This window comes from Sphingomonas sp. Leaf28, from assembly GCF_001421685.1.
GTDB lineage: Bacteria > Pseudomonadota > Alphaproteobacteria > Sphingomonadales > Sphingomonadaceae > Sphingomonas > Sphingomonas aurantiaca.
On sequence record NZ_LMKX01000001.1, the window covers coordinates 385,783 to 408,022 of the forward strand.

Genomic DNA, 22,240 nt, shown 5'->3' on the forward strand with positions numbered 1-22,240 from the left:
CGCACCGACGATTGCGGTCAACCGATTGCCGCGCAAGATCGCCCCCCCAAGGGAAGGATCAGGCTGGGAGGACGATCCGCGCGACCAGGCCCGGCGCGTTGTCCGCCAGCTCGAAATGACCGTCGTGGAGCCGCGCGACCGCTTCGATCAGCGCCATGCCGAGGCCCGCACCAGGGGTGGAGCGCGCGCTGTCGAGGCGGCCGAATCGTTTAAGCGCCTGCGCACGGTCGGCGGCAGCGATGCCGGGGCCGCGGTCCTCGACCTGGATCGCGACGCCGTCGGTGCGGTGGACGATCCGCAGCGTAACCTCGCCACCGCCGGCGCCGTGGCGTAGCGCGTTGTCGATCAGGTTGGTGATCGCCTGGCTGATAAGCTCGCGGTGCAGCTTCATCGGCGGCGGCCGGTCGTCGATCGCGATCGTGAAAACGAGGCCCGCGTCCTCGGCGACGGGAGCGTAGAGTTCGCCGATCTCCTCAAGAAGATTGGCCGGCGAAACCTCGATGAAGCGATCGCGCGAGACCGAGCCCGAGCGGCTGATCTCGATGACCATCGTGAGCATCCGCATGACGAGATCGGTCTCGACGAGCAGCCCGCCCAGCGCGGCCTCGCGCGCGTCCGGGTCGGAGATCAGCACCGCCTGCTCGGTCTTGGTGCGCAGGCGGGCCAATGGCGAACGAAGGTCGTGCGCCAGGCTGTCGGTGACGATCCGCAGCTCGGCCATCACGCCTTCGAGCTTGCCGAGCATGACGTTGAGCCGCGCAGCAAGGCGATCAAAGGCATCCCCCCCTCCGGCTACCATATCGACGCGGCGGGAAAGGTCACCCTCGCCCGCGGCCTCGATCGCCTTGGCGATGCCGTCGAGACGGCGCCCGACATAGCGGGTCAGCACGAGCCCGCCGAACACGCCGAGCGCCAGCGACAGGAACACCGCGACCGCCAGCGCGCGCTCGATCGCGCGCTCTTCCGCCGCGATCAGGTCGAGGTTGCGGCCAGTGAGGAGCCAGTAATCGCCGAGCGGGTGCAGCGCATAGCCCGTCTCGCGCGCGGACCAGAGTTCGTCCGAGCCAAGCCGCGCGATCCGGAACTGCGTGACGCGCAGCGGCACGGCGAGTCGCGCGGGCGAGATGCCGACGACCGCGCGCCCCTTCGGATCGATCACCGCGAGCACCAGCGACACGTCACCGGGTACGACCGCGCTATCGATCGCCTGCCGGACCGCGGGGAGGCCGCCATTGCGCCACACCGCACGCAAGGCTTCGGATTGTTCGGTCGTCTCCCGCCGGATCGCGTAGATCGCGTCGGCGCTGGTGGTCTTCCAGACGAAACCAACCAGCGCGAGGTTGGACACCAGCGCGAGCGAGATCGAGAGAAGCGCGATCCGCGCCGTGACCGAAAGGCGAATCACGCCGCCAAATCAGTTCTCAACGGCGAGGCGATATCCGGCACCGCGGACGGTGTGGAGAATCGGCGTCGGGAACCCGTCCTCGAGCTTGCGACGGAGGCGGCCGATATGCACGTCGACGACGTTCGAGCCCGGGTCGAAATGATAATTCCAGATCTTCTCGAGCATCATCGTGCGCGTGACGACCTGGCCGGCATGGCGGGCGAGGAACTCAAGCAGGTTGAATTCGCGCGCGCCGAGCGGGATCGAACGACCGGCGCGCGACACGGCGCGGGCGAGCAGGTCGATTTCGAGATCGCCGACCGACAGCTTGGTCTTTTGCGGCTCGGTCGCAGCGCGATCGGAGCGGCGGACGAGCGCCTCGATTCGCGCAGAGAGTTCGGCGAACGAGAAGGGCTTGCAGAGATAGTCGTCGGCGCCCGCCTTCAGCCCGTCGACGCGGTCGTCGACGGCGGCGAGCGCGGAGAGGATCAGGACCGGGGTGGCGATGCCCGCGGCGCGGATCGCGCTGACCATCGACAGGCCGTCGAGGCCGGGCAGCATCCGATCGGCGATGATGAGATCGAAGATGCCCTCGCTGGCGAGGAACAGGCCATCGCGGCCGTCGGCGCACGCTTCGATAGCGTGGCCGGCTTCGGCAAGGCCCTTGGCAAGATAGGCGGACGTCGAGGCGTCGTCCTCGACGATTAAAATCTTGCGGCTCAACGCGCTATCACCTTCCCTGCCACCGAAATCGGTCACTATCTCCTGCCCTCATAAACGGAAAGGCCGGCGGAAAGAAGTCTTCCCACCGGCCCCCACGGTACCCCCGGGAGTGACGGGCACCGATCTCTGGAAAGTCGCGCGGCCGTTGCTGGCCACGAGGTCTTTCTAGGATCTGGCGGGGGTCAGGGCGATGACCGACGGGTGACAATTGCGTCATGTTGGTGTGAGTTTGGTGATGAGCGCAATGGCAAGCACGCGACGAAGTCCCGCTTGATGCCAGATCGTGCGCCAGGGCGGCGTAGCGATACGCATAACCCCCTCCCTAGGTCATCCCGGCGAACGCCGGGACCCATGGTTGCGGAGCAGGTGGTGATTGTACGCCCTCGCCTGGTCCGCCGTATCCGTGGGTCCCGGCGTTCGCCGGGATGACGGAATGGGGGTGGGACGCTAGCAGGCGGAGGCGTTAACCCGACGAGTAGGCGTCAGGTCGACTTAGATCGCCGACCCAGACGTCTTGTTCCCCTGCAAAGCCGGGGGCCCAGTCAGGGCCCTCGCCTTCGCGGGGGAGCACGCTCACTTGCGGTCGAGGATCGCCGCGATCGCCGCACCGACATGCGCGATGTCGGCCATGCCGTCGACGCGGTGGACCAGCCCCCGCGCATCGTAGATCGGCAGGATCGGCGCCGTCTTCGCGCGATATTCCGACATGCGGTTGTGGACGGTCTCCGCATTGTCGTCGGGACGACGCTTGAACTCGGTCGAGCCGCACACGTCGCAGACGCCCGCGACCGCCGGCTTCTTGTAGCGATCATGATAGCCCGCACCGCACTTGGCGCAGGTGTAGCGGCCGACGACACGGTCGATCAGCGCAGCCTCGTCGACACCCAGTTCGATGACGTAATCGAGCGTCCGGCCGCGATCGGCTAGCAGTCCGTCGAGCGCCTCGGCCTGCGCCGCAGTCCGCGGATAGCCGTCGAAGATGACGCCGTTCTCGGTATCCGGCTGGTCGAGGCGTTCACCGATGATGCCCGACACGATCTCGTCCGAAACGAGACCGCCCGATTCCATCACCGACTTCGCCTGAAGCCCGACCGGGGTTCCGGCGGCGACCGCTGCACGCAGCATGTCGCCGGTCGAAAGTTGCACCATGCCGCGCTCGCTGACGAGCGTGGCGGCCTGGGTGCCCTTGCCCGCGCCAGGCGGTCCAAGAAGGATGATATTCACGAAACGCACTCCCCTCGTTCGTGCAGGAATTAAACCGGGTTAGCCCCGCAACTTAACGAAGTCGATTGCCCTTGAGCTTCGCCTTCTTGATCAGATCGCCATACTGGTGCGCCAGCAGATGCGACTGGATCTGCGTCACCGTGTCCATCGTCACGTTTACGACGATCAGCAGGCTGGTGCCGCCGAGGTAGAACGGGATCTGCAACGCGGTCACCAGATATTCGGGCAACAGGCAGATGATCGTCAGATACGCCGCACCGATGACCGTGATGCGAGTCAGCACGTAATCGAAATAGTTCTCGGTGTTCTTGCCCGGGCGGATGCCGGGGATGAACCCGCCATTGCGCTTCAGATTGTCGGCGGTTTCCTCGGGGTTGAAGACGACCGCGGTGTAGAAGAACGAGAAGAAGATGATGCCGGCGCCGTACAGCAGCATGTACACGGGCGAGCCGTGCTGCAGATACTGGTTGAGGGTGATGATGAAATCGCCCCACTTCGACGCACCCGCGACGCGCTGGCCCGCGAACTGCGAGATCGTCAGCGGCATGAGCAGCAGCGACGACGCGAAGATCGGCGGGATGACGCCGGCGGTGTTGATCTTCAGCGGCAGATGGCTGCGATCGGCCTGCATGCCGCGCTGCGTCTGGCGCTTGGGATACTGGATCAGGATGCGGCGCTGCGCGCGCTCCATGAAGCAGATGAAGAGGATCAGAAGCACCACCGCGACGACGATGCCGATCAGCTTGATCGGATCGAGCGAACCAGACCGGCCGCCTTCGAGCAGGTTGACGAGCGTGACCGGCAAATGCGCGACGATGCCGGCCATGATGATCAGCGAGACGCCGTTGCCGATGCCGCGGCTGGTGATCTGCTCGCCGAGCCACATCAGGAACATCGTACCGCCGATCAGCGAGATGACGGCCGCGACACGGAACATCATGCCGGGCTCGATGACCGCCTGGATGCCCTGGGCCGCGCCGAGCGTCTCAAGCCCTACGGCGATGAAATAGCCCTGCACCGCGGTCAGGCCGACGGTGCCGTAGCGCGTGTACTGGTTGAGGCGCTTGCGGCCCGATTCGCCGTCCTTCTTGATGGCGGCGAGCGTCGGCGACAGCGAGGTCGCGAGCTGCACCACGATCGAGGCGGTGATGTAGGGCATCACGCCGAGCGCGATCAGCGACATGCGGCTGAGCGAACCACCCGAGAAGGTGTTGAAGAAATCGAGCACGCCGCCCTGCGTCTGCTGCGAGAGCAGGCCGAGCGCGGTCGGGTCGACACCCGGCAGCGGTACGTAGCTGAGCAGGCGGAAAATGATCAGCGCGCCGATCGTGAACCACAACCGCTTCTTGAGGTCGGTCGCCTTCGCGAATTTCGAAAGGCTGATGCTTTGCGCCATCTGGTCGGCTGCGGATGCCATGCGTGTGATCGTCCTGGAAACAAAGAAGGCGGGATGCGTTGTGACCGCCCCCGCCGCTCATATAGGCGCAGGAGCGCGCTTGTCTAATGCCTAGGTGGGATATGGCGAGGTGGAGGACCACGCTTACCACCGATTCCCTCGAGCTACCGTTAGTACCCACAAGTGCCGTTCGTGCCGAGTAGAGGTCGAGCGTAGCCGAGAACTCGTATCGAGGTACTAGACCCGAGTGGGCCAATCCCTCGATACGCCGTCTCGACAAGCTCGACGTCTACTCGGGACGAACGGTATGGGGCGGGCGGAATTCTAGGCAGCACGAACGAAAATAGGGAGGAAGCGCACCCGGCGCCCCCTCCCCCATCAAGGTCAGGCCTTGAACGACGCCTTGTGCGCCGCACGCTCCTTGTACTTCACGCCCTTCTTGGCGGCAGCCTTCTCGGCTGCGGGGACGAAGTGGATCACCTCGACCTTGCCGCCGATCTTCTCGACCGCTTCGATCGCGCCCTTCGACGCGCCGTCGACGGTGAACGAGAGAACCGTGGTCAGCTCGCCCTTGGCGAGGAGGCGGACGCCGTCCTTGCCGCCGCGTGCCAGGCCAGCGGCCTTCAGCGCGTTGTGGTCGAGCGTGGCGTTCGCCTCGATCTTGCCGGCATCGACCGCGAGCTGGATCGCGCCGAGGTTGACCTCTGCGAAGTCCTTGCGGAAGATGTTGTTGAAGCCGCGCTTAGGCAGACGCATGTGGAGCGGCATCTGGCCGCCTTCGAAGCCGGCGATGGACACGCCCTCGCGGCTCTTCTGGCCCTTCTGGCCGCGGCCGCCGGTCTTGCCCTTGCCCGAGCCGATGCCGCGTCCGACGCGCATCTTGGACTTACGGGCACCTTCGTTATCGCGGAGTTCGTTGAGCTTCATGGTAATGCACTCGCTTTCGCTTGTTACGCGCTGTGGAAATGGATTCTGGAATAAGAAAGGGGGCCGTTAGCCCCCTTTCCCGTATTTGTCACGTGGGTCGTGAAGGCTCAGCCTTCGACCGACACCATGTGCTGCACCTTGCGGATCATGCCGCGGACCTCTGGGCTGTCTTCCAGCTCGCGGGTCTTGTGCATCTTGTTGAGGCCGAGACCGACCAGCGTCGCGCGCTGGTCCTTCTCGCGGCGGATCGGCGAACCGGTCTGCGTGATCTTGATGGTAGCCATGATCGCTTACTCCGTGATCGCAGCTGCGTCTGCCTCGGGGGTCTTCGACCCACCGTGGCCGAGCAGGTCGGCGATCTTCTTGCCGCGACGCTGTGCGACAGCCTTGGGCGAGGTCTGCTCACCAAGGGCTTCGAACGTTGCGCGGATCATGTTGTAGGGGTTCGACGTGCCGACCGACTTGGTCACGACGTCTGCAACGCCCAGCGACTCGAAGACGGCGCGCATCGGGCCACCGGCGATGATGCCCGTACCCTGAGGCGCCGACCGCAGCGTGACCTTGCCGGCACCGAAGTGACCGTTGCCGTCATGATGCAGCGTGCGACCGTCCTTGAGCGGAACGCGAACCATCTTCTTCTTGGCAGCAGCCGTCGCCTTCGAGATGGCTTCCGGCACTTCGCGTGCCTTGCCATGACCGAAGCCTGCACGGCCCTTGCCGTCGCCCACGACGACGAGTGCTGCAAAGCCGAAGCGCTTGCCGCCCTTGACCGTCTTCGAGACGCGGTTGATGTGCACCAGCTTCTCGATCAGCTCTTCGCCGCCATCGTCCTGACCAGGACGACCGCCACGATTGTCACGACCACCGCGACCGCCGTCACGACCACCGCGGTTGCCACCCGGGCCACCGCTGCGACCGCCACCGGGGCCACCACGACCGCCACCGCCGCCGCCACCCGGACGACCACGGCCACCGCCGTTGTTGCCCTGGTATCCGGTGCTCTGCGGTACGTTCTGAGCCGTGACGTCCTGTGCGGTCGTCTCGGGTGCGATCACTGCCGGCGTGTTGTTTTCGTCAGCCATGTCTTAGAACTCCAATCCGGCTTCGCGCGCGGCATCGGCAAGAGCCTTCACGCGACCGTGGTAGAGGAAGCCGCCGCGATCGAACACGACCTGAGTCACGCCCGCTGCCTTGGCAGCCTCGGCGACGCGCTTGCCGACCGAAGTCGCCGCGTCGATGTTGGCGCCGGACGTGCCGCGCACGTCCTTTTCCAGCGTCGAGGCCGAAGCGACCGTCGTGCCAGCGGCATCGTCGATCACCTGGGCGTAGATGTGCTTGCCCGAGCGATGCACCGACAACCGCGGACGGGTGCCTGCACGTGCGCGGAGCGCGGTACGATTGCGGCGACGCCGCTTTGCGAAAAGAGAGAGACCCTTGGTCATTACTTCTTCTTCCCTTCCTTACGGAAGATGAACTCGCCGTCGTACTTGATACCCTTGCCCTTGTAAGGCTCGGGCTTGCGCCACTGACGGATTTCGGCGGCCAGCTGGCCGACCTTCTGCTTGTCGGAACCCGAGATCTCGACCGTGGTGTTGTCCGGGGTCTTCACCTCGATGCCTTCCGGCACGTCGATGTTCACGTCATGGCTGTAGCCGAGCTGCAGCTTGAGGTTACGACCCTGGGCAGCGGCACGGTAGCCGACGCCGGTGATCAGCAGCTTCTTGGTGAAGCCTTCCGACACGCCCGTAATCAGGTTCTGCACCATCGTACGCTGCATGCCCCAGAACGCGCGCGCGCGCTTGGTATCGTTGGCCGGCTGCACCGAGATGCCGCCGTCTTCGATCGTGTAGCTGATCTCTTCGCGCAGCGGCATCGTGAGCGTGCCCTTGGGGCCCTTCACGGTCAGCTGCTTGTTCGCGATGCTCGGCGTGATGCCGGCCGGTACCGAAACCGGCTTCTTACCAATACGGCTCATCAGAACACCTCCGCGAGGACTTCGCCGCCGACGTTCTGCTCGCGTGCTTCGGAATCCGAAAGCACGCCGCGGGGCGTCGAGACGATGGTGATGCCGAGGCCGTTACGGACGCGCGGGAGTTCCTGCGAGCCAGAATAGACGCGACGGCCGGGCTTCGAGACGCGCGCGACATGCTTGATCGCAGGCTGGCCCTCGAAATACTTCAGCTCGATGCGAAGGCCGGCCGCGGGGCCCATCTGCTCTTCGCTATAGCCACGGATATAGCCTTCGCGCTGCAGAACGTCGAGCACGCGGACGCGCAGCTTCGACGCCGGAGTCAGGACGGAGTCCTTCTTCGCGCGCTGGCCATTACGGATGCGGGTGAGCAAATCACCCAGGGGATCGGTCACTGCCATGATTTAGTCCTTACCAGCTCGACTTCGTGACGCCGGGGATCAGGCCCTTGTTGGCCAGATCGCGCAGCTGAATACGGCAGAGCCGGAACTTGCGGTAATAAGCGCGCGGGCGACCGGTCAGCTCGCACCGGTTACGGATGCGGGTCGGGTTCGCGTTGCGCGGCAGTGCCGCCATCTTGAGGCGAGCGATCAGACGCTCACCATCGTCGAGCGTCTTGTCCGCTGCGATCGCCTTCAGTGCCGCGTACTTCGGGGCATACTGCTTGACCATGCGCTTGCGGCGCTCGTTCTTGTTGACTGAACTCAGTTTCGCCATCGACTTAAGTTCTTTCTTTCCTGAAGCGCCGCCCGTGACACGAGGTCAGGGGCGGCGGTTGGTAGTTAAGCTGCCTTCTTCTCGTCGGCAGCGTCGTCTTCGATCGGGAACGGGAAACCGAACAGACGCAGAAGCTCGCGAGCCTCGTCGTCGGTCTTTGCGGTCGTCGTCACGATCACATCCATGCCGCGGACCTTGTCGACCCGGTCATAGCTGATTTCTGGGAACACGATCTGCTCCTTGATACCGCAGGCATAGTTGCCACGGCCATCGAAGCTCTTCGGGTTGAGCCCGCGGAAATCGCGGACGCGGGGAAGAGCGATCGTGATGAAACGGTCGAGAAACTCGTACATGCGCTCGCGGCGAAGGGTGACCTTCACGCCGATCGGCATGCCTTCACGCAGCTTGAACTGTGCGATCGACTTCTTGGCCTTCGTCACGACAGGCTTCTGGCCGGCGATCAGCTCCATTTCGGAAGCAGCCTGGTCGACCTTCTTCTTGTCCTGCGTGGCTTCGCCGACACCCATGTTCAGCACGATCTTGTCGAGCCGCGGGATCTCCATGACGTTCTTGTAGCCGAACTTCTCGACCATCGCCTTGATGATGGTCTCGTCGTACAGCTTACGCATGCGCGCCGTGTAGACGACCTCGGTGCCGGCCTGCTCAGCGCCAGTGTTCTGATCAACCATTGATCTTCTCCCCGGTCTTGACAGCCACGCGGACCTTCTTGCCGTCCTGCTCCTCGAAGCGGACGCGGGTCGGCTTGCCGTCGGCGGTCACGTGCGCGACCTTCGAAACGTGCATCGGTGCTTCCTTGCGGATCAGGCCACCCTGCGGGTCACCCTGAGTCGGCTTGGTGTGGCGCACGGCGATGTTGACGCCCGAGACGACGACCTTGTCGGCCTTCGGCATCGACATGGTGACTTCGCCGGTCTTGCCCTTGTCCTTGCCGGAAAGGACGATGACCTTGTCACCCTTCTTGATACGCTGCGACGCCATTACAGCACCTCCGGCGCGAGGCTAATGATCTTCATGTGCTTCTTGCCGCGCAGCTCGCGAACGACTGGGCCAAAGATACGGGTGCCGATCGGCTCCTCGTTCTTGTTGACCAGCACCGCGGCATTGCCGTCGAAGCGGATGACCGTACCGTCTGCACGGCGGATATCCTTGGCGGTACGCACGATCACCGCGCGGTGAACGTCGCCCTTCTTCACACGGCCACGTGGCTGCGCTTCCTTGATGCTGACGACGATGATGTCGCCAACGCCTGCAACACGACGCTTGGAACCCCCAAGCACCTTGATGCACTGCACCCGCTTCGCGCCGCTGTTGTCAGCGACGTCGAGATTGGACTGCATCTGGATCATGGATCCGTATCCCTTCTCTGTCTCTGGGGTCGATACCGACCGAACCCCGCCTAAAAAATCACCCCGCCGCGGACGAATCCGCAGCGGGGAGGAGCGGCCGCTTAGCCGTTCCCGTTTACGAAAACAAGAGCGCAGGGAGTTGCCCCCCTGCCCTCATGTTTGATTCAGCCCTCGGCCGAAGCCCGTTCCGGCGTCGCGTGGGTGTTGACCCGCTCGATCACCTTCCAGGTCTTCAGCTTGGAGATTGGTGCGGTCTCTTCGATCCGCACGGTCTCGCCCTGCTTGAACTCGTTGCTCTCGTCATGAGCATGATACTTCTTCGAGCGACGGATGATCTTCCCGTAGAGCGGGTGCTTCACCTTACGCTCGACGTTCACGACCACCGTCTTGTCGCCCTTGTCGGACACGACCAGACCGGTCAGCACGCGCTTCGGCATGATGTGTTCCTTACTTCGCGGCTTCAGCGCTGGTGCGCTGAGCCTGCAGGGTCTTGATGCGAGCGATGTCGCGGCGGACCTCACGAACGCGGCTCGGCTTTTCGAGCTGGTTCGTGGCGGCCTGGAAACGCAGGTTGAACTGCTCGCGCTTCAGTTCGCCGAGCGACTCCGACAGCTGGTCGTCGCTCTTGGTCTTCATGTCGTCGATACGAGCCATGATCTTACTCGCCTCCCAGATGCGAGGTGTCGCCCAGGCGGGCAACGACCTTTACCTTGATCGGCAGCTTCATGGCCGCCCGCTCGAACGCCTCGGCGGCGATCTTGCCGTCGACACCGTCGAGCTCGAACAGGATCCGACCCGGCTTGACTCGAGCGGCCCAATATTCCGGCGCGCCCTTGCCCTTACCCATGCGGACTTCGGCTGGCTTTCCCGAGACCGGAAGATCTGGGAAAATGCGGATCCACAAACGCCCCTGGCGCTTCATGTGACGCGTGATCGCGCGGCGTGCCGCCTCGATCTGGCGTGCGGTGATCCGGTCGGGCTCCATGGCCTTCAGGCCGTAGGAACCGAAATTGAGCGAGAAGCCACTCTTGGCGTCGCCCGAAATCTTGCCCTTGAAGGCCTTCCGGAACTTGGTCTTTTTTGGTTGCAGCATGTCTGTTCCTGCCCCTTAGCGACGATCGTCGCGCTGCGGCCGCACGCCGGAGGTCTGAGCCTCCATCATGATGCGGTCGTACGACGTCGGATCGTTGCCGAGAATCTCGCCCTTGAAGACCCAGACCTTCACGCCGCAAACGCCGTAAGACGTGTGCGCCGTAGCCTCGGCATAATCGATGTTCGCGCGCAGCGTGTGCAACGGAACCCGACCCTCACGATAGCTCTCCGACCGTGCGATCTCGGCGCCGCCAAGACGGCCGCCGCAGTTCACGCGGATGCCTTCGGCACCGAGACGCATCGCCGACTGAACCGCACGCTTCATGGCGCGACGGAAAGCGATACGACGCTCGAGCTGATCGGCGATGCCCTGCGCGACGAGACGCGCATCGACTTCCGGCTTGCGGATCTCGACGATGTTCAGCGACACGGTCGACGACGTCATCTTGCCGATCGTCGAACGCAGCTTCTCGATGTCCGCACCCTTCTTGCCGATGATCACGCCAGGGCGGGCAGCGAAGATGGAGATGCGGGCCAGCTTGGCCGGACGCTCGATGACCACCTTGGAGATCGCGGCCTGCGGCAGCGTCTTCATGATGAATGCACGGATCTTGAGATCCTCGAGCAGGAGCCGACCATAGTCGGCGCCTTCGGCGTACCAGCGGCTATCCCAGGTACGGTTGATCTGCAGACGCAGACCGATGGGGTTGCTCTTCTGACCCATTATGCTTCTTCCTGCTCGCGCACGACGATGCGCAGACGGCTGAATGGCTTGAGGATGCGGGTCGACTTGCCGCGGCCGCGGGTAGCGAAGCGCTTCATCGTGATCGACTTGCCAACCGATGCCTCGGCGACGACCAGCGAGTCGACGTCGAGGTTGTGGTTGTTCTCCGCATTGGCGATGGCCGAGGCCAGCACCTTGCGGGCTTCGATCGCCATGCCCTTGGTCGAGAAGGCGAGGATGTTCATCGCATCGCCGACCTTCTTGCCACGGATGAGCGCAGCGACGAGGCCGAGCTTCTGTGCGGAACCGCGGATCTGCGTACCGACCGAAAGCGCCTCGTTGTCCGCGACCTTGCGCGGGCTGACTTGCTTAGACATCAGCGCTTGCCCTTCTTGTCGGCGGAGTGGCCGGGGAAGTAGCGCGTGGGCGCGAACTCGCCCAGCTTCATCCCGACCATGTCCTCGTTGACCGAGACCGGCACGAACTTGCGGCCGTTATACACGTTGAACGTGAGGCCCACGAACGACGGCAGGATCGTCGAGCGACGCGACCAGGTCTTGATCGGCGAACGCGCGTTGGTGTCCTGGGCGGTTTCTGCCTTCTTGAGCAGATGAAGGTCCACGAAGGGGCCCTTCCAGACTGAACGAGCCATGTTAGCCCTTCCTCTTCGTCGAATGACGCGACCGGATGATCATCTTGTCGGTCGATTTGTTGTGACGCGTACGCGCACCCTTCGTCGGCTTGCCCCAAGGCGTAACCGGATGACGGCCACCCGAGGTACGGCCTTCACCACCGCCGTGCGGATGGTCGACCGGGTTCTTGGCGACGCCGCGCGTCAGCGGACGGATACCCATCCAGCGCGAACGACCGGCCTTGCCCAGGTTCTGGTTCTGGTTGTCGGGGTTCGAAACCGCGCCAACCGTCGCCATGCAATCGCTGCGGATGTAGCGCTGCTCGCCCGAGTTCAGGCGGACCATCACCATGCCCTTGTCGCGACCGACGACCTGCACATACGTGCCGGCCGAACGGGCGATCTGGCCACCCTTCATCGGCTTCATCTCCACATTGTGGACGATGGTGCCGACCGGCATCTGACCGAGTTCCATGGCATTGCCTGGCTTCACGTCGGTCTTCTTGGCCGCGATCACCTTGTCGCCGATCGCCAGACGCTGCGGCGCCAGGATATAGGCGAGCTCTTCGTCCGGGTACTTGACCAGGGCGATGAACGCGGTGCGGTTGGGATCATACTCGATCCGCTCGACGGTGCCTTCGACGTCCCACTTGCGACGCTTAAAGTCGATGTAGCGGTACTTCTGCTTGTGACCGCCGGCGATGCCGCGCGAGGTCACATGGCCCTTGTTGTTACGACCGCCGGTCTTGTGCTTGCCTTCGGTCAGCGCCTTGACGGGGCGACCCTTCCAGAGCGACGACTTGTCGACCAGGATGAGACCGCGGCGTGCCGGCGATGTCGGATTATAATGCTTGAGTGCCATGGCCTCAGATCCCCGTCGTCACGTCGATGGACTGACCGTCCTTCAACGTCACGATTGCCTTTTTCATGTCCGAGCGCGAGTAGTTCGTGCCCTTCCACTTCTTGGTCTTGCCCTTCTGGACGAGCGTGTTCACGCCGACGACGTTCACGTCGAACAGCGCCTCGACGGCCGCCTTGATCTCGGGCTTCGTGGCGTCGTTGGACACCTTGAACACCACCGCGTTGTGCTCCGACAGGGTCGTCGTCTTCTCGGTGATGTGCGGGGCCAGGATAACGTCGTAATGACGATTATCGATGCCCGCCTTCTGCTTCTTAGCCATGGAAGCGCGCCTCCAGCTTTTCGACAGCGGCGCGCGTCAGCACCAGCGTGTCATGCTTCAGGATGTCGTAAACGTTGGCGCCGGCTGCCGGCATCACGTTCACTTCGTACAGGTTGCCCGCAGCGAATGCGAAGCTGGTGTCGACCATGTCGCCGTCGATGACGAGCGCACGCTTGCCGAAGCCGAGCTTGGCGAGATCGCCGAGCAGCGTCTTGGTCTTGCCACCCTCAACAGCCAGGCTGTCCATGATGACCAGCGAACCCGCCTTGGCGTGGCTGCTGAGCGCCATGCGCAGACCGAGCGAGCGAACCTTCTTGTTCAGCGACGGGTTAAAGTCACGGACGCGAGCGCCGTGAGCCTTACCACCACCGATGAACACAGGTGCGCGACGATCGCCGTGACGCGCCGTACCGCCGCCCTTCTGGCGACCGAACTTCTTGCCGGTGCGAGCGACGTCTGCGCGCTCACGGGTACCGCGAGCCGTCTCGCGACGCTTCTCGAGCTGCCAGGTGACGACACGGTGCAGGATGTCGGCGCGCGGATCGAGGCCGAAGACCTCGTCGTTGAGCTCGATGTCCGCAGCGTCGGTACCGGCGAAAGATGAAACCTTGATCTTCACGCTCAGCCCTCCTGGCCGTCGGCTGCAGGTGCGTCGGTCGTTTCGGCCGGCGTGTCTGCTGCAGTGTTGCTGTTGGTGGTCTTGAGACCGGCGGGGAACGGTGCGTCGGCGTGGCGCGCGACCTTCACCGAGTCCTTGACGAAGAGCCAGCCGCCCTTGGAGCCAGGAACCGAACCCTTCACGAACAGGAGACCACGCTCGACGTCTGTCGATACGATCTCGAGGTTCTGCTGGGTGCGATACTTGTCGCCCATGTGGCCGGCCATCTTCTTGTTCTTGAAGACCTTGCCCGGATCCTGACGCTGACCGGTCGAACCGAGCGAACGGTGCGAGACCGACACGCCGTGGGTTGCCCGCAGACCGCCGAAGCCCCAACGCTTCATGCCGCCCTGGAAGCCCTTACCCTGGGTCTTGCCCTGGATATCGACGATCTGGCCTGCGACGTAGTGGTCGGCGGAAATCTCGGCGCCAACGTCGAGCAGGCCGTCTGCGTTCACACGGAACTCATGGACGACAGCCTTGGGCTCCACTTCGGCCTTGCCGAAATGGCCGCGCTGCGGCTTTGCAACATTCTTCGACTTGGCAACGCCTGCACCAAGCTGGACGGCCGTATAGCCGTCACGATCCATTTCGCGAACGGAAACGACCTGATTGCCTTCGAGTGCCAGAACGGTGACCGGCACGTGCCGACCATCTTCCTGGAACAGGCGGGTCATCCCCATCTTCTTCGCGATCACGCCAGTACGCATGATCTTGTCCCTTCCTAGACAGAGGCCCCGTCGGACTATTCCTCGGGGGCTTGCGGACCATGTCCGGAGCAAGCTCCATGATGCATCCACCTGACCCCATCCCCGGCAAATGCCCTGAATGGAGTCGGATCAACCCGGTAAATACGAAACGCGCCCCGTCCCGGGCTGGTGTTCCTGCAAACGCAGGAACGTGACGGGGGACGCTGCCCCGTCGGTTTGCACCGACGGCGGTATCCCAATGTCGAACGGCGCGGGACCGCTACCGGTCAACCTCGCCGCGCTCGCCCTTAAGCGAGCTTGATCTCGACGTCAACGCCAGCGGCGAGGTCCAGCTTCATCAGCGCATCGACCGTCTGCGGCGTCGGCTGGACGATATCCAGCATACGCTTGTACGTACGCACCTCGAACTGCTCGCGCGACTTCTTATCGATGTGCGGGCCGCGGTTCACGGTGAATTTTTCGATGCGCGTCGGAAGGGGAATCGGACCGCGGATGAGCGCGCCGGTGCGGCGTGCGGTGTCGGCGATGTCGCCAGTGGCCTGATCGAGCACACGGTGATCGAACGCCTTCAGACGAATGCGGATATTGCTGTCCATAGTCCCTACCGATGCGAAAGAGCGGGCCCGTTTCCGGGCTCTTGCTGGTTGATGTTTAAACCGAAGGCGGGCCATTACGGGAGAGTCGGGCGAAATGCAACCGGGGTTGCGGGTTTTCGCAGACCGGGTGCGACATACGCGCGCAGATAGTGCCCGCCCCTCCCCACCCCAAGCAAATCAAATCAAGCTCAACGCGCGGTCATGATCCTGACCGGGGCCGAGGATGCGATGGACGAACACACGGTCAGGTAAGGCAGAGTACAGTATCCCGTACCCTTTCCATGATCGTCGGCGGATACCGTGCGCTTCGTAGCGAGGGACCAAGGGGTAGCCGAGAGGAATGTCAGCGAGTCGCAATGCGACCTCGCGCAGTTCGCCAACGAAAGAGACGGCACGGACCGGGTTGTCGCAAGCGATGAAGCCGGAGATTTGCTTGAGATCGTCCGCGGCACGCGACGACAGAACGACCTTCAAGCGCGAGACGACCTGGCCAGCCCACCGATGTCGGCGCATGCAGCATCACACGCCGTATCCAGGTCGACGCCCCCGCCCGCCTTCATCTCCGCAAGCGTATCGGATACCGACAGGTCTAACTCACGTAACCAGCGCTGTTCATTCTCGACGCCCCCCTGATCACGACTGATCAGATCCCGAACATATTCGCTGGCGCTGGCGTATTGTCCACGATCGACCCGCGCCTGCACATAGTCGTGCACCGAATCGGGCAGGGATATCTTGATGGATGCCATGATGCGTTCTCCATCGACCTTATGCCACAACGCGCCAGCAGTCGGAAGGACGGCAGCGCTCGGGTGGGAAGCAGACCCTGGGTGGGTACTCCGAGCGCTTCCGCACGCTCACGAGCCTCTCAATAAGCACGGTTCGGTTCGCGTCGCCTAAGACTACGAAGGATGCTGGCAAGCTGGCGTAGCGGTCGGTGCCGGCATGGTCTGACTATCCGCCCCGCTTCAAACACGAAAAAGCCCGGCCTCTCTCGTGAGAAGCCGGGCTCTTTTCGATTAACTCCCGAAGGAGAAGATGCTTACTTGTCGATTTGGCTCACGACGCCTGCACCGACGGTACGGCCGCCTTCGCGGATCGTGAAGCGCTGGCCCACGTCCATGGCGATGGGTGCGATCAGCTTGATGCCGAGCGACACGTTGTCGCCTGGCATAACCATCTCGGTGCCCTCAGGCAGCTCGACGGTGCCGGTCACGTCCGTCGTACGGAAGTAGAACTGCGGGCGGTAGTTGGCGAAGAACGGCGTGTGACGGCCACCCTCTTCCTTCGACAGCACGTACACTTCCGAGTTGAAGTCGGTGTGCGGCTTGATCGTGCCCGGCTTGCAGAGCACCTGGCCACGCTCGACTTCGTCGCGTGCAACGCCGCGGATCAGCGCGCCGACGTTATCGCCAGCCTGGCCCTGGTCGAGCAGCTTGCGGAACATCTCGACGCCCGTGACCGTGGTCTTGCGAACGGTCGGGTGGATACCGACGATCTCGACTTCCTCACCAACCTTGACGATGCCGGTCTCGACGCGGCCGGTGACAACCGTACCACGACCCGAGATCGAGAACACGTCCTCGATCGGCATCATGAACGGCTTGTCGAGCGGACGCTCGGGCTGCGGGATGTAGTCGTCGACAGCCTGCATCAGCTCGGTGACGGCGTCGGCGCCGAGCTTCTGGTTCGAACCCGACAGCGCGCAGGTTGCCGAACCCTTGATGACGGGGATGTCGTCGCCCGGGAAGTCGTACGAGCTGAGCAGCTCGCGGATTTCCATCTCGACGAGCTCGAGGATTTCCTCGTCGTCGACCAGATCGACCTTGTTCATGAACACGACCATTGCGGGCACGCCGACCTGGCGTGCGAGCAGGATGTGCTCACGGGTCTGTGGCATCGGGCCATCGGTCGCCGAAACGACGAGGATCGCGCCGTCCATCTGGGCTGCGCCGGTGATCATGTTCTTCACATAATCGGCGTGACCCGGGCAATCGACGTGCGCGTAGTGACGGTTGGCCGTCTCGTACTCGACGTGTGCGGTCGAGATCGTGATGCCGCGCTCGCGCTCCTCGGGAGCCTTGTCGATGTTGGCGAAGTCGACAGCGGTACCGCCGGTCGTCTCTGCCAGAACCTTCGTGATCGCAGCGGTGAGCGACGTCTTGCCATGATCGACGTGACCGATGGTGCCGATGTTGAGATGCGGCTTGTTCCGCTCAAATTTTGCCTTGGCCATTGTTTCCTACCTTCTGATTCGTATTCCGGTGCCACCCCGGGAACCGCGCGAACGCGGCCCAATAGCGGCTGTTAAAGCGTTGCGCCAGCCCCTGCCTTACGGAGAGGCCGACGCGGAAGTAAATTCCGCGTCGTCGGACTTCGGTCGTTGACCGAAGCCGGCCGGCCTTTCGGCGTCTCGGAGCCAGGTTGCCCTGGCTCCGTGCGCCTTAGGCCAGCTTCGCCTTCACTTCGTCGGCGACGTTCTGCGGCACTTCGTCGTAATGCGAGAACTGCATCGAGTACTGCGCACGGCCCTGCGTGAACGAGCGGAGCGAATTCACATAGCCGAACATGTTGGCCAGCGGCACCATCGCCTCGACCGTCTGCGCGTTGCCGCGGCTGTCGGTGCCCTGGATCTGGCCACGACGGCTGTTCATGTCGCCGATGACGTCACCCAGATAATCCTCCGGGGTAACAACCTCAACCTTCATGACCGGCTCGAGCAGCGTGATGCCCGACTTCTGTGCCACTTCGCGCATTGCGCCACGTGCACAGATTTCGAACGCCAGTGCCGACGAGTCGACGTCGTGATACGCGCCGTCATACAGCACGATCTCGAAATCGATGATCGGGAAGCCGACCAGCGACCCCGAAGCGGCGGTTTCGCGGAAGCCCTTCTCGATCGCGGGCAGATATTCCTTCGGAATGTTGCCGCCCTTGATCTCGTCCTTGAACGTGATGCCCGAACCGCGCTCGCCTGGCGTGACCTTGACCTTCACGCGACCGAACTGGCCGGTGCCGCCCGACTGCTTCTTGTGCGTGTAGTCGACGTCGACCGGCTTCTTCAGATATTCGCGATACGCGACCTGAGGAGCGCCGACATTGGCCTCGACCTTGAACTCACGCTTCATGCGGTCGACCAGGATCTCGAGATGGAGCTCGCCCATGCCCTTGATGATGGTCTGGCCCGACTCGGGGTCCGACGACACGCGGAACGAGGGATCCTCGCGTGCGAGACGATTGAGCGCGACGCCCATCTTCTCCTGGTCGGCCTTGGTCTTCGGCTCCACCGACAGCTCGATCACGGGCTCGGGGAATTCCATCCGCTCGAGGATGATCGGTGCGTTCATCGCGCAGAGCGTGTCGCCCGTCGTGGTGTCCTTGAGGCCCGCGAGCGCGACGATGTCGCCAGCGAAGGCTTCCTGGATGTCCTCACGGCTGTTCGCATGCATAAGCAGCATGCGGCCGACCTTTTCCTTCTTGTCCTTGACCGAATTGGTGACCTGCGACGCGGTCTCCAGCTTGCCCGAATAAATGCGGGCAAAGGTCAGCGTGCCGACGAACGGATCGTTCATGATCTTGAACGCCAGCGCCGAGAACGGAACCTCGTCCGACGAAGGACGCTCGTCCGGCGTCACGCCGTCGAGCTTCAGACCCTGAATAGCAGGAACGTCGAGCGGCGAAGGCAGATAGTCGACCACGGCGTCGAGCAGGGGCTGAACGCCCTTATTCTTGAACGCCGAACCGCAGACCACCGGCACGAAGGCCATGCTAAGCGTACCCTTACGGATCAGCTTCTTAAGGTCGGCGACGCTCGGCTCGTTACCCTCGAGATAGGCTTCCATCAGAGCATCGTCCTGCTCGACGGCCATCTCGATCAGCTCGCTGCGATACTTCGCAGCCTTCTCGACCATGTCCTCGGGGATCTCGGCATATTCGAACTTCGCGCCGAGGCTCTCTTCGAGCCAGATGATCGCGCGGTTCTCGACGAGGTCGACGAGGCCCTTGAAGCCGCCTTCCATGCCGATCGGCAGGTACAGGACCGCCGGACGCGCACCGAGACGATCGATGATCGAATTGACGCAGAAGTAGAAATCGGCGCCGGTGCGATCGAGCTTGTTGACGAAGCACATGCGCGGCACGCCGTACTTGTCGGCCTGACGCCACACGGTCTCGGACTGCGGCTCGACGCCGGCAACGCCGTCAAAGCACGCGACCGCGCCGTCGAGGACGCGCAGCGAACGCTCGACTTCGATCGTGAAATCGACGTGGCCCGGGGTGTCGATGATGTTGATAAGGTGCTCTTCGCCCTTACCTTCTTCGGCGCGCCACTTGCAGGTGGTTGCAGCCGACGTGATCGTGATCCCGCGCTCCTGCTCCTGCTCCATCCAATCCATCGTCGCGGTGCCTTCGTGCACTTCGCCGATCTTGTAGGACTTGCCGGTGTAATAGAGGATGCGCTCGGTCGTCGTCGTCTTGCCGGCGTCGATGTGCGCCATGATGCCGATGTTGCGGTAACGGTCGAGCGGATGGCTGCGGGCCATGATCGTGCTTCCTTAAGGATATGGGGAGCCGAACGTGCCGGCTCCCCAATATATAGGTGTTTGCGTTACGGGCGAAAGACCGCCCGCGACCGCGGTTACCAATGCTAGGCTTCGAAGCCCGCTTTTACCAGCGGTAGTGCGAGAATGCACGGTTGGCTTCGGCCATCCGGTGCGTGTCTTCGCGCTTCTTGACCGCGTTACCGCGGTTGTTGGCGGCATCCATCAGCTCGCCCGACAGCCGTGCGGCCATCGTGTTCTCGCTGCGCGAACGTGCCGCACCGATCAGCCAGCGGATCGCCAGCGCCTGTGCACGCTCGGGACGCACTTCGACGGGAACCTGGTAGGTTGCACCACCGACGCGACGCGAACGGACTTCGATGCCCGGCTTCACGTTGTTCAGCGCATCGTGGAAAACGCCGATCGGGTCGCGCTTGGCGCGCTGCTCGACGGTTTCGAATGCACCGTACACGATCAGCTCTGCGACGGACTTCTTGCCGTCCAGCATGACGCTGTTCATGAACTTCGACAGAACCTCATCCCCGAACTTGGGATCAGGCAGGATGACCCGCTTTTCGGGACGACGACGACGTGCCATTTTATATTCCTTCTAAACTTCAGCCTTGATGATCGAATCATACCAGTGCCGACTTGCGTCGGTTGGCATCGACCGGCTTACTTCGGACGCTTGGCGCCGTACTTGGAACGCGACTGACGCCGGTCCTTCACACCCTGTGTATCGAGCACGCCGCGCAGTACGTGATAGCGAACACCGGGAAGATCGCGGACACGACCGCCACGGATCAGGACAACCGAATGCTCCTGAAGATTGTGGCCCTCGCCCGGGATGTAGCTGATGACTTCGCGCTGGTTGGTCAGGCGAACCTTGGCCACCTTGCGCAGAGCCGAGTTCGGCTTCTTCGGGGTCGTCGTGTAGACGCGCGTGCAAACGCCACGCTTCTGCGGATTTGCTTCCATCGCAGGGACCTTCGACTTGGCCTTCTGCGGATCGCGGCCCTTGCGGACCAGCTGGTTGATCGTCGGCATTGAAGCCTTCACCTTTCAAGTGGTTACTTTGCTGGAGCCATTGAGGCGCCTGAGAATACAAAAAGGACCCTAGGAAGCGAAACCGCTCCTCAGGCCCTGGAATGCATCCAGCAATGTTCAAGCATGCCCGGCGGGAAAGACTCCCGAAGAACAGGGCGCGCCTATATGCCAGGATAGGGCGTCGGTCAACCGGCGGCGACAGCCTCCAACGACCTTTCCACGTCGACGAACCACCGCCCCGCCCGGGCGGACGGCGCCCAGGCGAGCGGCCATCAGGATTCGTTACCCTGCGCCGATCGTGAGATTAATGGCCATCGCACGCGACCAGGAAATTGCGACTAATAGTCACCACGCGGACGAACGATGGCGAAAGAGCGCTTGCCCTCCCCGAAATGGCTGGGTAAAGGGCGCGACCGCCTAGGAGTGTAGCTCAGTTGGTTAGAGCGTCGGTCTCCAAAACCGAAGGCCCTCGGTTCGAATCCGAGCACTCCTGCCACAACGCCCCGTAACGGGCGCATGATCGCCCGACCGGGATTTTCGGGGATCGAGTCGCGATCGCGGTACGACATCAGCGATAATAAGTCTGGCGACTCGTCGTCGACGCCCGGCCTCGTCTGAGGCTTGCCCCGCCTCACTGGCTTTTACGCGAGTGCCCGGCGTTCGGCGCATAATCCTATGCCGAAACCGAGCACTACCGTGATTCCGGCGACGTCGGAAGGTACGACCTGAAGCCCCTCCCTACCGCTCAGACCGCCCTACCGCTCAGACCGCCTTGCCGCCGAAATCGGCATCGTCCGGGTCGGGGCCGCCCAGACTCAGGTCCAGGGCGAAGCCCTTGCGCTGTGAGAGCCGACCGGCGATCGCGTTGGACCTGGCGCCGCTTGCGGGTTTCGGGCGGTGCGCGACCTTCCTTGCTATGCTCTCCACGGGCTTGGCCGCAGGCGCCGGGGCACGCCGACGCGCCGTTGCTGACGGAATTTCGGGCAGCGGTGCGGAGGCCTCGTCGCCGACACGGAAATAGGCGATGCTGGCTTGCAGCTCTTCGGCCTGCGTTGCGAGTTCCTCCGAGGTCGACGAGATCTGCTCGGACGCGTTGGCATTCTGCTGCGTGACCTGGTCGAGTTGCTGGATCGCCTCGGTGATCTGCGACGCGCCGATATCCTGCTCGCGGCACGCCGAGCTGATCTCGAGCACGAGTTCGGCGGTCCGGCGGATGTCGGGCACCAGTCGCGACAGCATCTGGCCCGCATCGGCCGCCGCCTTGACGGTTTCCGACGAGACCAGGCTGATCTCCATATTCGCCACCTCGATAGAATCGATCTGACAGCCTATATGCACCCTCTAGTCGCTAGAGGN

General features: G+C 63.2%; 31 protein-coding genes, 1 tRNA gene and 1 pseudogene. 1 reads left to right on the forward strand and 32 read right to left on the reverse strand.

The window, feature by feature from the left end:
* Window positions 1-58: 58 nt before the first annotated feature.
* The 31 genes from ASE79_RS01770 to rpsL all read right to left on the reverse strand — a co-directional run bounded on the left by ASE79_RS01770 (window position 59) and on the right by rpsL (window position 20,884).
* Window positions 59-1,405, reverse strand: a complete 1,347-nt coding sequence (locus ASE79_RS01770; protein ID WP_056411239.1) for a sensor histidine kinase — start codon at window positions 1,403-1,405, stop codon at window positions 59-61.
* A 9-nt stretch (window positions 1,406-1,414) separates the two neighbouring features.
* Window positions 1,415-2,107, reverse strand: a complete 693-nt coding sequence (locus tag ASE79_RS01775) for a response regulator transcription factor (protein WP_056411241.1) — start codon at window positions 2,105-2,107, stop codon at window positions 1,415-1,417.
* 573 nt (window positions 2,108-2,680) lie between these two features.
* Window positions 2,681-3,331, reverse strand: coding sequence for an adenylate kinase (locus ASE79_RS01780; protein WP_056411244.1), 651 nt, complete (start codon window positions 3,329-3,331; stop codon window positions 2,681-2,683).
* A gap of 52 nt (window positions 3,332-3,383) precedes the next feature.
* Window positions 3,384-4,748 (reverse strand): preprotein translocase subunit SecY, encoded by a 1,365-nt coding sequence (secY, locus tag ASE79_RS01785; RefSeq protein WP_056411246.1) that lies wholly within the window; start codon window positions 4,746-4,748, stop codon window positions 3,384-3,386.
* Window positions 4,749-5,111: 363 nt separating this feature from the next.
* Window positions 5,112-5,654, reverse strand: coding sequence for a 50S ribosomal protein L15 (gene rplO / locus ASE79_RS01790; protein WP_031393746.1), 543 nt, complete (start codon window positions 5,652-5,654; stop codon window positions 5,112-5,114).
* A 107-nt stretch (window positions 5,655-5,761) separates the two neighbouring features.
* Window positions 5,762-5,938 carry a 50S ribosomal protein L30 gene (rpmD, locus tag ASE79_RS01795; protein ID WP_031393747.1) on the reverse strand — a complete coding sequence of 59 codons (177 nt, stop codon included), beginning with the start codon at window positions 5,936-5,938 and terminating at the stop codon, window positions 5,762-5,764.
* A 6-nt stretch (window positions 5,939-5,944) separates the two neighbouring features.
* Complete coding sequence (gene rpsE / locus ASE79_RS01800; protein WP_082445006.1) at window positions 5,945-6,736, reverse strand: 30S ribosomal protein S5; 792 nt, start codon at window positions 6,734-6,736, stop codon at window positions 5,945-5,947.
* Window positions 6,737-6,739: 3 nt separating this feature from the next.
* Window positions 6,740-7,096 carry a 50S ribosomal protein L18 gene (rplR, locus tag ASE79_RS01805; RefSeq protein ID WP_031393749.1) on the reverse strand — a complete coding sequence of 119 codons (357 nt, stop codon included), beginning with the start codon at window positions 7,094-7,096 and terminating at the stop codon, window positions 6,740-6,742.
* Window positions 7,096-7,629 (reverse strand): 50S ribosomal protein L6, encoded by a 534-nt coding sequence (rplF, locus tag ASE79_RS01810; RefSeq protein ID WP_055872637.1) that lies wholly within the window; start codon window positions 7,627-7,629, stop codon window positions 7,096-7,098. The genes rplR and rplF overlap by 1 nt, the downstream gene beginning before the upstream one ends.
* Complete coding sequence (gene rpsH / locus ASE79_RS01815) at window positions 7,629-8,024, reverse strand: 30S ribosomal protein S8 (RefSeq protein ID WP_031393751.1); 396 nt, start codon at window positions 8,022-8,024, stop codon at window positions 7,629-7,631. The genes rplF and rpsH overlap by 1 nt, the downstream gene beginning before the upstream one ends.
* Window positions 8,025-8,034: 10 nt before the next feature.
* On the reverse strand, window positions 8,035-8,340 hold the full coding sequence (gene rpsN, locus ASE79_RS01820; RefSeq protein WP_056015537.1) for a 30S ribosomal protein S14: 306 nt from the start codon (window positions 8,338-8,340) through the stop codon (window positions 8,035-8,037).
* Window positions 8,341-8,405: 65 nt separating this feature from the next.
* Complete coding sequence (gene rplE, locus ASE79_RS01825; protein WP_056411248.1) at window positions 8,406-9,029, reverse strand: 50S ribosomal protein L5; 624 nt, start codon at window positions 9,027-9,029, stop codon at window positions 8,406-8,408.
* Window positions 9,022-9,339, reverse strand: coding sequence for a 50S ribosomal protein L24 (rplX, locus tag ASE79_RS01830; RefSeq protein ID WP_056411250.1), 318 nt, complete (start codon window positions 9,337-9,339; stop codon window positions 9,022-9,024). The genes rplE and rplX overlap by 8 nt, the downstream gene beginning before the upstream one ends.
* Window positions 9,339-9,707: a 50S ribosomal protein L14 gene (gene rplN / locus ASE79_RS01835; RefSeq protein ID WP_031393755.1), complete on the reverse strand. Its 369-nt coding sequence runs from the start codon at window positions 9,705-9,707 to the stop codon at window positions 9,339-9,341. The genes rplX and rplN overlap by 1 nt, the downstream gene beginning before the upstream one ends.
* 164 nt (window positions 9,708-9,871) lie before the next feature.
* Window positions 9,872-10,144 (reverse strand): 30S ribosomal protein S17, encoded by a 273-nt coding sequence (rpsQ, locus tag ASE79_RS01840; protein ID WP_031393756.1) that lies wholly within the window; start codon window positions 10,142-10,144, stop codon window positions 9,872-9,874.
* A gap of 10 nt (window positions 10,145-10,154) precedes the next feature.
* On the reverse strand, window positions 10,155-10,361 hold the full coding sequence (gene rpmC / locus ASE79_RS01845; protein WP_055872644.1) for a 50S ribosomal protein L29: 207 nt from the start codon (window positions 10,359-10,361) through the stop codon (window positions 10,155-10,157).
* A 4-nt stretch (window positions 10,362-10,365) separates the two neighbouring features.
* Window positions 10,366-10,800 carry a 50S ribosomal protein L16 gene (gene rplP, locus ASE79_RS01850; protein WP_031393758.1) on the reverse strand — a complete coding sequence of 145 codons (435 nt, stop codon included), beginning with the start codon at window positions 10,798-10,800 and terminating at the stop codon, window positions 10,366-10,368.
* Window positions 10,801-10,815: 15 nt separating this feature from the next.
* A complete protein-coding gene (rpsC, locus tag ASE79_RS01855) occupies window positions 10,816-11,523 on the reverse strand; it encodes a 30S ribosomal protein S3 (protein ID WP_055872646.1) in 708 nt (235 codons plus the stop codon).
* Window positions 11,523-11,900, reverse strand: a complete 378-nt coding sequence (rplV, locus tag ASE79_RS01860) for a 50S ribosomal protein L22 (RefSeq protein WP_037529220.1) — start codon at window positions 11,898-11,900, stop codon at window positions 11,523-11,525. The genes rpsC and rplV overlap by 1 nt, the downstream gene beginning before the upstream one ends.
* On the reverse strand, window positions 11,900-12,175 hold the full coding sequence (gene rpsS / locus ASE79_RS01865) for a 30S ribosomal protein S19 (protein WP_031393761.1): 276 nt from the start codon (window positions 12,173-12,175) through the stop codon (window positions 11,900-11,902). The genes rplV and rpsS overlap by 1 nt, the downstream gene beginning before the upstream one ends.
* A 1-nt stretch (window position 12,176) precedes the next feature.
* Window positions 12,177-13,016: a 50S ribosomal protein L2 gene (rplB, locus tag ASE79_RS01870; RefSeq protein ID WP_056411252.1), complete on the reverse strand. Its 840-nt coding sequence runs from the start codon at window positions 13,014-13,016 to the stop codon at window positions 12,177-12,179.
* 4 nt (window positions 13,017-13,020) lie between these two features.
* Window positions 13,021-13,335, reverse strand: coding sequence for a 50S ribosomal protein L23 (locus ASE79_RS01875; RefSeq protein WP_031393763.1), 315 nt, complete (start codon window positions 13,333-13,335; stop codon window positions 13,021-13,023).
* A complete protein-coding gene (rplD, locus tag ASE79_RS01880; RefSeq protein WP_056411256.1) occupies window positions 13,328-13,954 on the reverse strand; it encodes a 50S ribosomal protein L4 in 627 nt (208 codons plus the stop codon). The genes ASE79_RS01875 and rplD overlap by 8 nt, the downstream gene beginning before the upstream one ends.
* 2 nt (window positions 13,955-13,956) lie before the next feature.
* Window positions 13,957-14,703 (reverse strand): 50S ribosomal protein L3, encoded by a 747-nt coding sequence (gene rplC, locus ASE79_RS01885; protein WP_055872654.1) that lies wholly within the window; start codon window positions 14,701-14,703, stop codon window positions 13,957-13,959.
* A gap of 287 nt (window positions 14,704-14,990) precedes the next feature.
* Window positions 14,991-15,299: a 30S ribosomal protein S10 gene (rpsJ, locus tag ASE79_RS01890; RefSeq protein ID WP_007406109.1), complete on the reverse strand. Its 309-nt coding sequence runs from the start codon at window positions 15,297-15,299 to the stop codon at window positions 14,991-14,993.
* A 177-nt stretch (window positions 15,300-15,476) separates the two neighbouring features.
* Window positions 15,477-15,773 carry a type II toxin-antitoxin system RelE/ParE family toxin gene (locus tag ASE79_RS01895; protein WP_056411258.1) on the reverse strand — a complete coding sequence of 99 codons (297 nt, stop codon included), beginning with the start codon at window positions 15,771-15,773 and terminating at the stop codon, window positions 15,477-15,479.
* Window positions 15,770-16,048: a ribbon-helix-helix domain-containing protein gene (locus ASE79_RS01900; RefSeq protein WP_056411259.1), complete on the reverse strand. Its 279-nt coding sequence runs from the start codon at window positions 16,046-16,048 to the stop codon at window positions 15,770-15,772. The genes ASE79_RS01895 and ASE79_RS01900 overlap by 4 nt, the downstream gene beginning before the upstream one ends.
* A 293-nt stretch (window positions 16,049-16,341) precedes the next feature.
* The gene (gene tuf, locus ASE79_RS01905; RefSeq protein WP_031393767.1) at window positions 16,342-17,535 is read right to left on the reverse strand and encodes an elongation factor Tu; all 1,194 of its coding nucleotides are present in this window, start codon (window positions 17,533-17,535) and stop codon (window positions 16,342-16,344) included.
* Between the two features lie 208 nt (window positions 17,536-17,743).
* The gene (gene fusA / locus ASE79_RS01910) at window positions 17,744-19,840 is read right to left on the reverse strand and encodes an elongation factor G (RefSeq protein WP_056411262.1); all 2,097 of its coding nucleotides are present in this window, start codon (window positions 19,838-19,840) and stop codon (window positions 17,744-17,746) included.
* Window positions 19,841-19,964: 124 nt separating this feature from the next.
* Window positions 19,965-20,435, reverse strand: coding sequence for a 30S ribosomal protein S7 (rpsG, locus tag ASE79_RS01915; protein WP_055872660.1), 471 nt, complete (start codon window positions 20,433-20,435; stop codon window positions 19,965-19,967).
* A 77-nt stretch (window positions 20,436-20,512) separates the two neighbouring features.
* Complete coding sequence (gene rpsL / locus ASE79_RS01920) at window positions 20,513-20,884, reverse strand: 30S ribosomal protein S12 (protein ID WP_010164594.1); 372 nt, start codon at window positions 20,882-20,884, stop codon at window positions 20,513-20,515.
* A 419-nt stretch (window positions 20,885-21,303) separates the two neighbouring features.
* Between rpsL and ASE79_RS01925 the strand changes: the two genes are divergently transcribed.
* Window positions 21,304-21,380, forward strand: a tRNA-Trp gene (locus ASE79_RS01925).
* A 266-nt stretch (window positions 21,381-21,646) separates the two neighbouring features.
* On the opposite strand, the pseudogene ASE79_RS01930 reads toward ASE79_RS01925, so the two are convergent.
* Window positions 21,647-22,239, reverse strand: a pseudogene (locus tag ASE79_RS01930) (hypothetical protein); the annotation flags it as partial.
* Window position 22,240: the final 1 nt, after the last annotated feature.

What these genes read in the sequence shown, in the direction of transcription:
- rplV (WP_037529220.1), bottom strand. Translation starts at nt 11,900, where the DNA reads ATGTCTAAGCAAGTCAGCCCGCGCAAGGTCGCGGACAACGAGGCGCTT.
- rpsJ (WP_007406109.1), bottom strand. Translation starts at nt 15,299, where the DNA reads ATGGACAGCAATATCCGCATTCGTCTGAAGGCGTTCGATCACCGTGTG.
- rpmD (WP_031393747.1), bottom strand. Translation starts at nt 5,938, where the DNA reads ATGGCTACCATCAAGATCACGCAGACCGGTTCGCCGATCCGCCGCGAG.
- rplF (WP_055872637.1), bottom strand. Translation starts at nt 7,629, where the DNA reads ATGAGCCGTATTGGTAAGAAGCCGGTTTCGGTACCGGCCGGCATCACG.
- rpsQ (WP_031393756.1), bottom strand. Translation starts at nt 10,144, where the DNA reads ATGCCGAAGCGCGTGCTGACCGGTCTGGTCGTGTCCGACAAGGGCGAC.
- tuf (WP_031393767.1), bottom strand. Translation starts at nt 17,535, where the DNA reads ATGGCCAAGGCAAAATTTGAGCGGAACAAGCCGCATCTCAACATCGGC.
- rpsL (WP_010164594.1), bottom strand. Translation starts at nt 20,884, where the DNA reads ATGCCGACGATCAACCAGCTGGTCCGCAAGGGCCGCGATCCGCAGAAG.
- rpsH (WP_031393751.1), bottom strand. Translation starts at nt 8,024, where the DNA reads ATGGCAGTGACCGATCCCCTGGGTGATTTGCTCACCCGCATCCGTAAT.
- rplE (WP_056411248.1), bottom strand. Translation starts at nt 9,029, where the DNA reads ATGGTTGATCAGAACACTGGCGCTGAGCAGGCCGGCACCGAGGTCGTC.
- rplO (WP_031393746.1), bottom strand. Translation starts at nt 5,654, where the DNA reads ATGAAGCTCAACGAACTCCGCGATAACGAAGGTGCCCGTAAGTCCAAG.
- rplN (WP_031393755.1), bottom strand. Translation starts at nt 9,707, where the DNA reads ATGATCCAGATGCAGTCCAATCTCGACGTCGCTGACAACAGCGGCGCG.
- ASE79_RS01875 (WP_031393763.1), bottom strand. Translation starts at nt 13,335, where the DNA reads ATGGCTAAGAAGCAGAAGGCGGGCATCGATAATCGTCATTACGACGTT.
- rpmC (WP_055872644.1), bottom strand. Translation starts at nt 10,361, where the DNA reads ATGGCTCGTATCGACGACATGAAGACCAAGAGCGACGACCAGCTGTCG.
- rplP (WP_031393758.1), bottom strand. Translation starts at nt 10,800, where the DNA reads ATGCTGCAACCAAAAAAGACCAAGTTCCGGAAGGCCTTCAAGGGCAAG.
- fusA (WP_056411262.1), bottom strand. Translation starts at nt 19,840, where the DNA reads ATGGCCCGCAGCCATCCGCTCGACCGTTACCGCAACATCGGCATCATG.
- ASE79_RS01900 (WP_056411259.1), bottom strand. Translation starts at nt 16,048, where the DNA reads ATGGCATCCATCAAGATATCCCTGCCCGATTCGGTGCACGACTATGTG.
- rplR (WP_031393749.1), bottom strand. Translation starts at nt 7,096, where the DNA reads ATGACCAAGGGTCTCTCTCTTTTCGCAAAGCGGCGTCGCCGCAATCGT.
- rplX (WP_056411250.1), bottom strand. Translation starts at nt 9,339, where the DNA reads ATGGCGTCGCAGCGTATCAAGAAGGGTGACAAGGTCATCGTCCTTTCC.
- rpsN (WP_056015537.1), bottom strand. Translation starts at nt 8,340, where the DNA reads ATGGCGAAACTGAGTTCAGTCAACAAGAACGAGCGCCGCAAGCGCATG.
- rpsS (WP_031393761.1), bottom strand. Translation starts at nt 12,175, where the DNA reads ATGGCTCGTTCAGTCTGGAAGGGCCCCTTCGTGGACCTTCATCTGCTC.
- rpsE (WP_082445006.1), bottom strand. Translation starts at nt 6,736, where the DNA reads ATGGCTGACGAAAACAACACGCCGGCAGTGATCGCACCCGAGACGACC.
- rplB (WP_056411252.1), bottom strand. Translation starts at nt 13,016, where the DNA reads ATGGCACTCAAGCATTATAATCCGACATCGCCGGCACGCCGCGGTCTC.
- rplC (WP_055872654.1), bottom strand. Translation starts at nt 14,703, where the DNA reads ATGCGTACTGGCGTGATCGCGAAGAAGATGGGGATGACCCGCCTGTTC.
- rpsG (WP_055872660.1), bottom strand. Translation starts at nt 20,435, where the DNA reads ATGGCACGTCGTCGTCGTCCCGAAAAGCGGGTCATCCTGCCTGATCCC.
- rpsC (WP_055872646.1), bottom strand. Translation starts at nt 11,523, where the DNA reads ATGGGTCAGAAGAGCAACCCCATCGGTCTGCGTCTGCAGATCAACCGT.
- secY (WP_056411246.1), bottom strand. Translation starts at nt 4,748, where the DNA reads ATGGCATCCGCAGCCGACCAGATGGCGCAAAGCATCAGCCTTTCGAAA.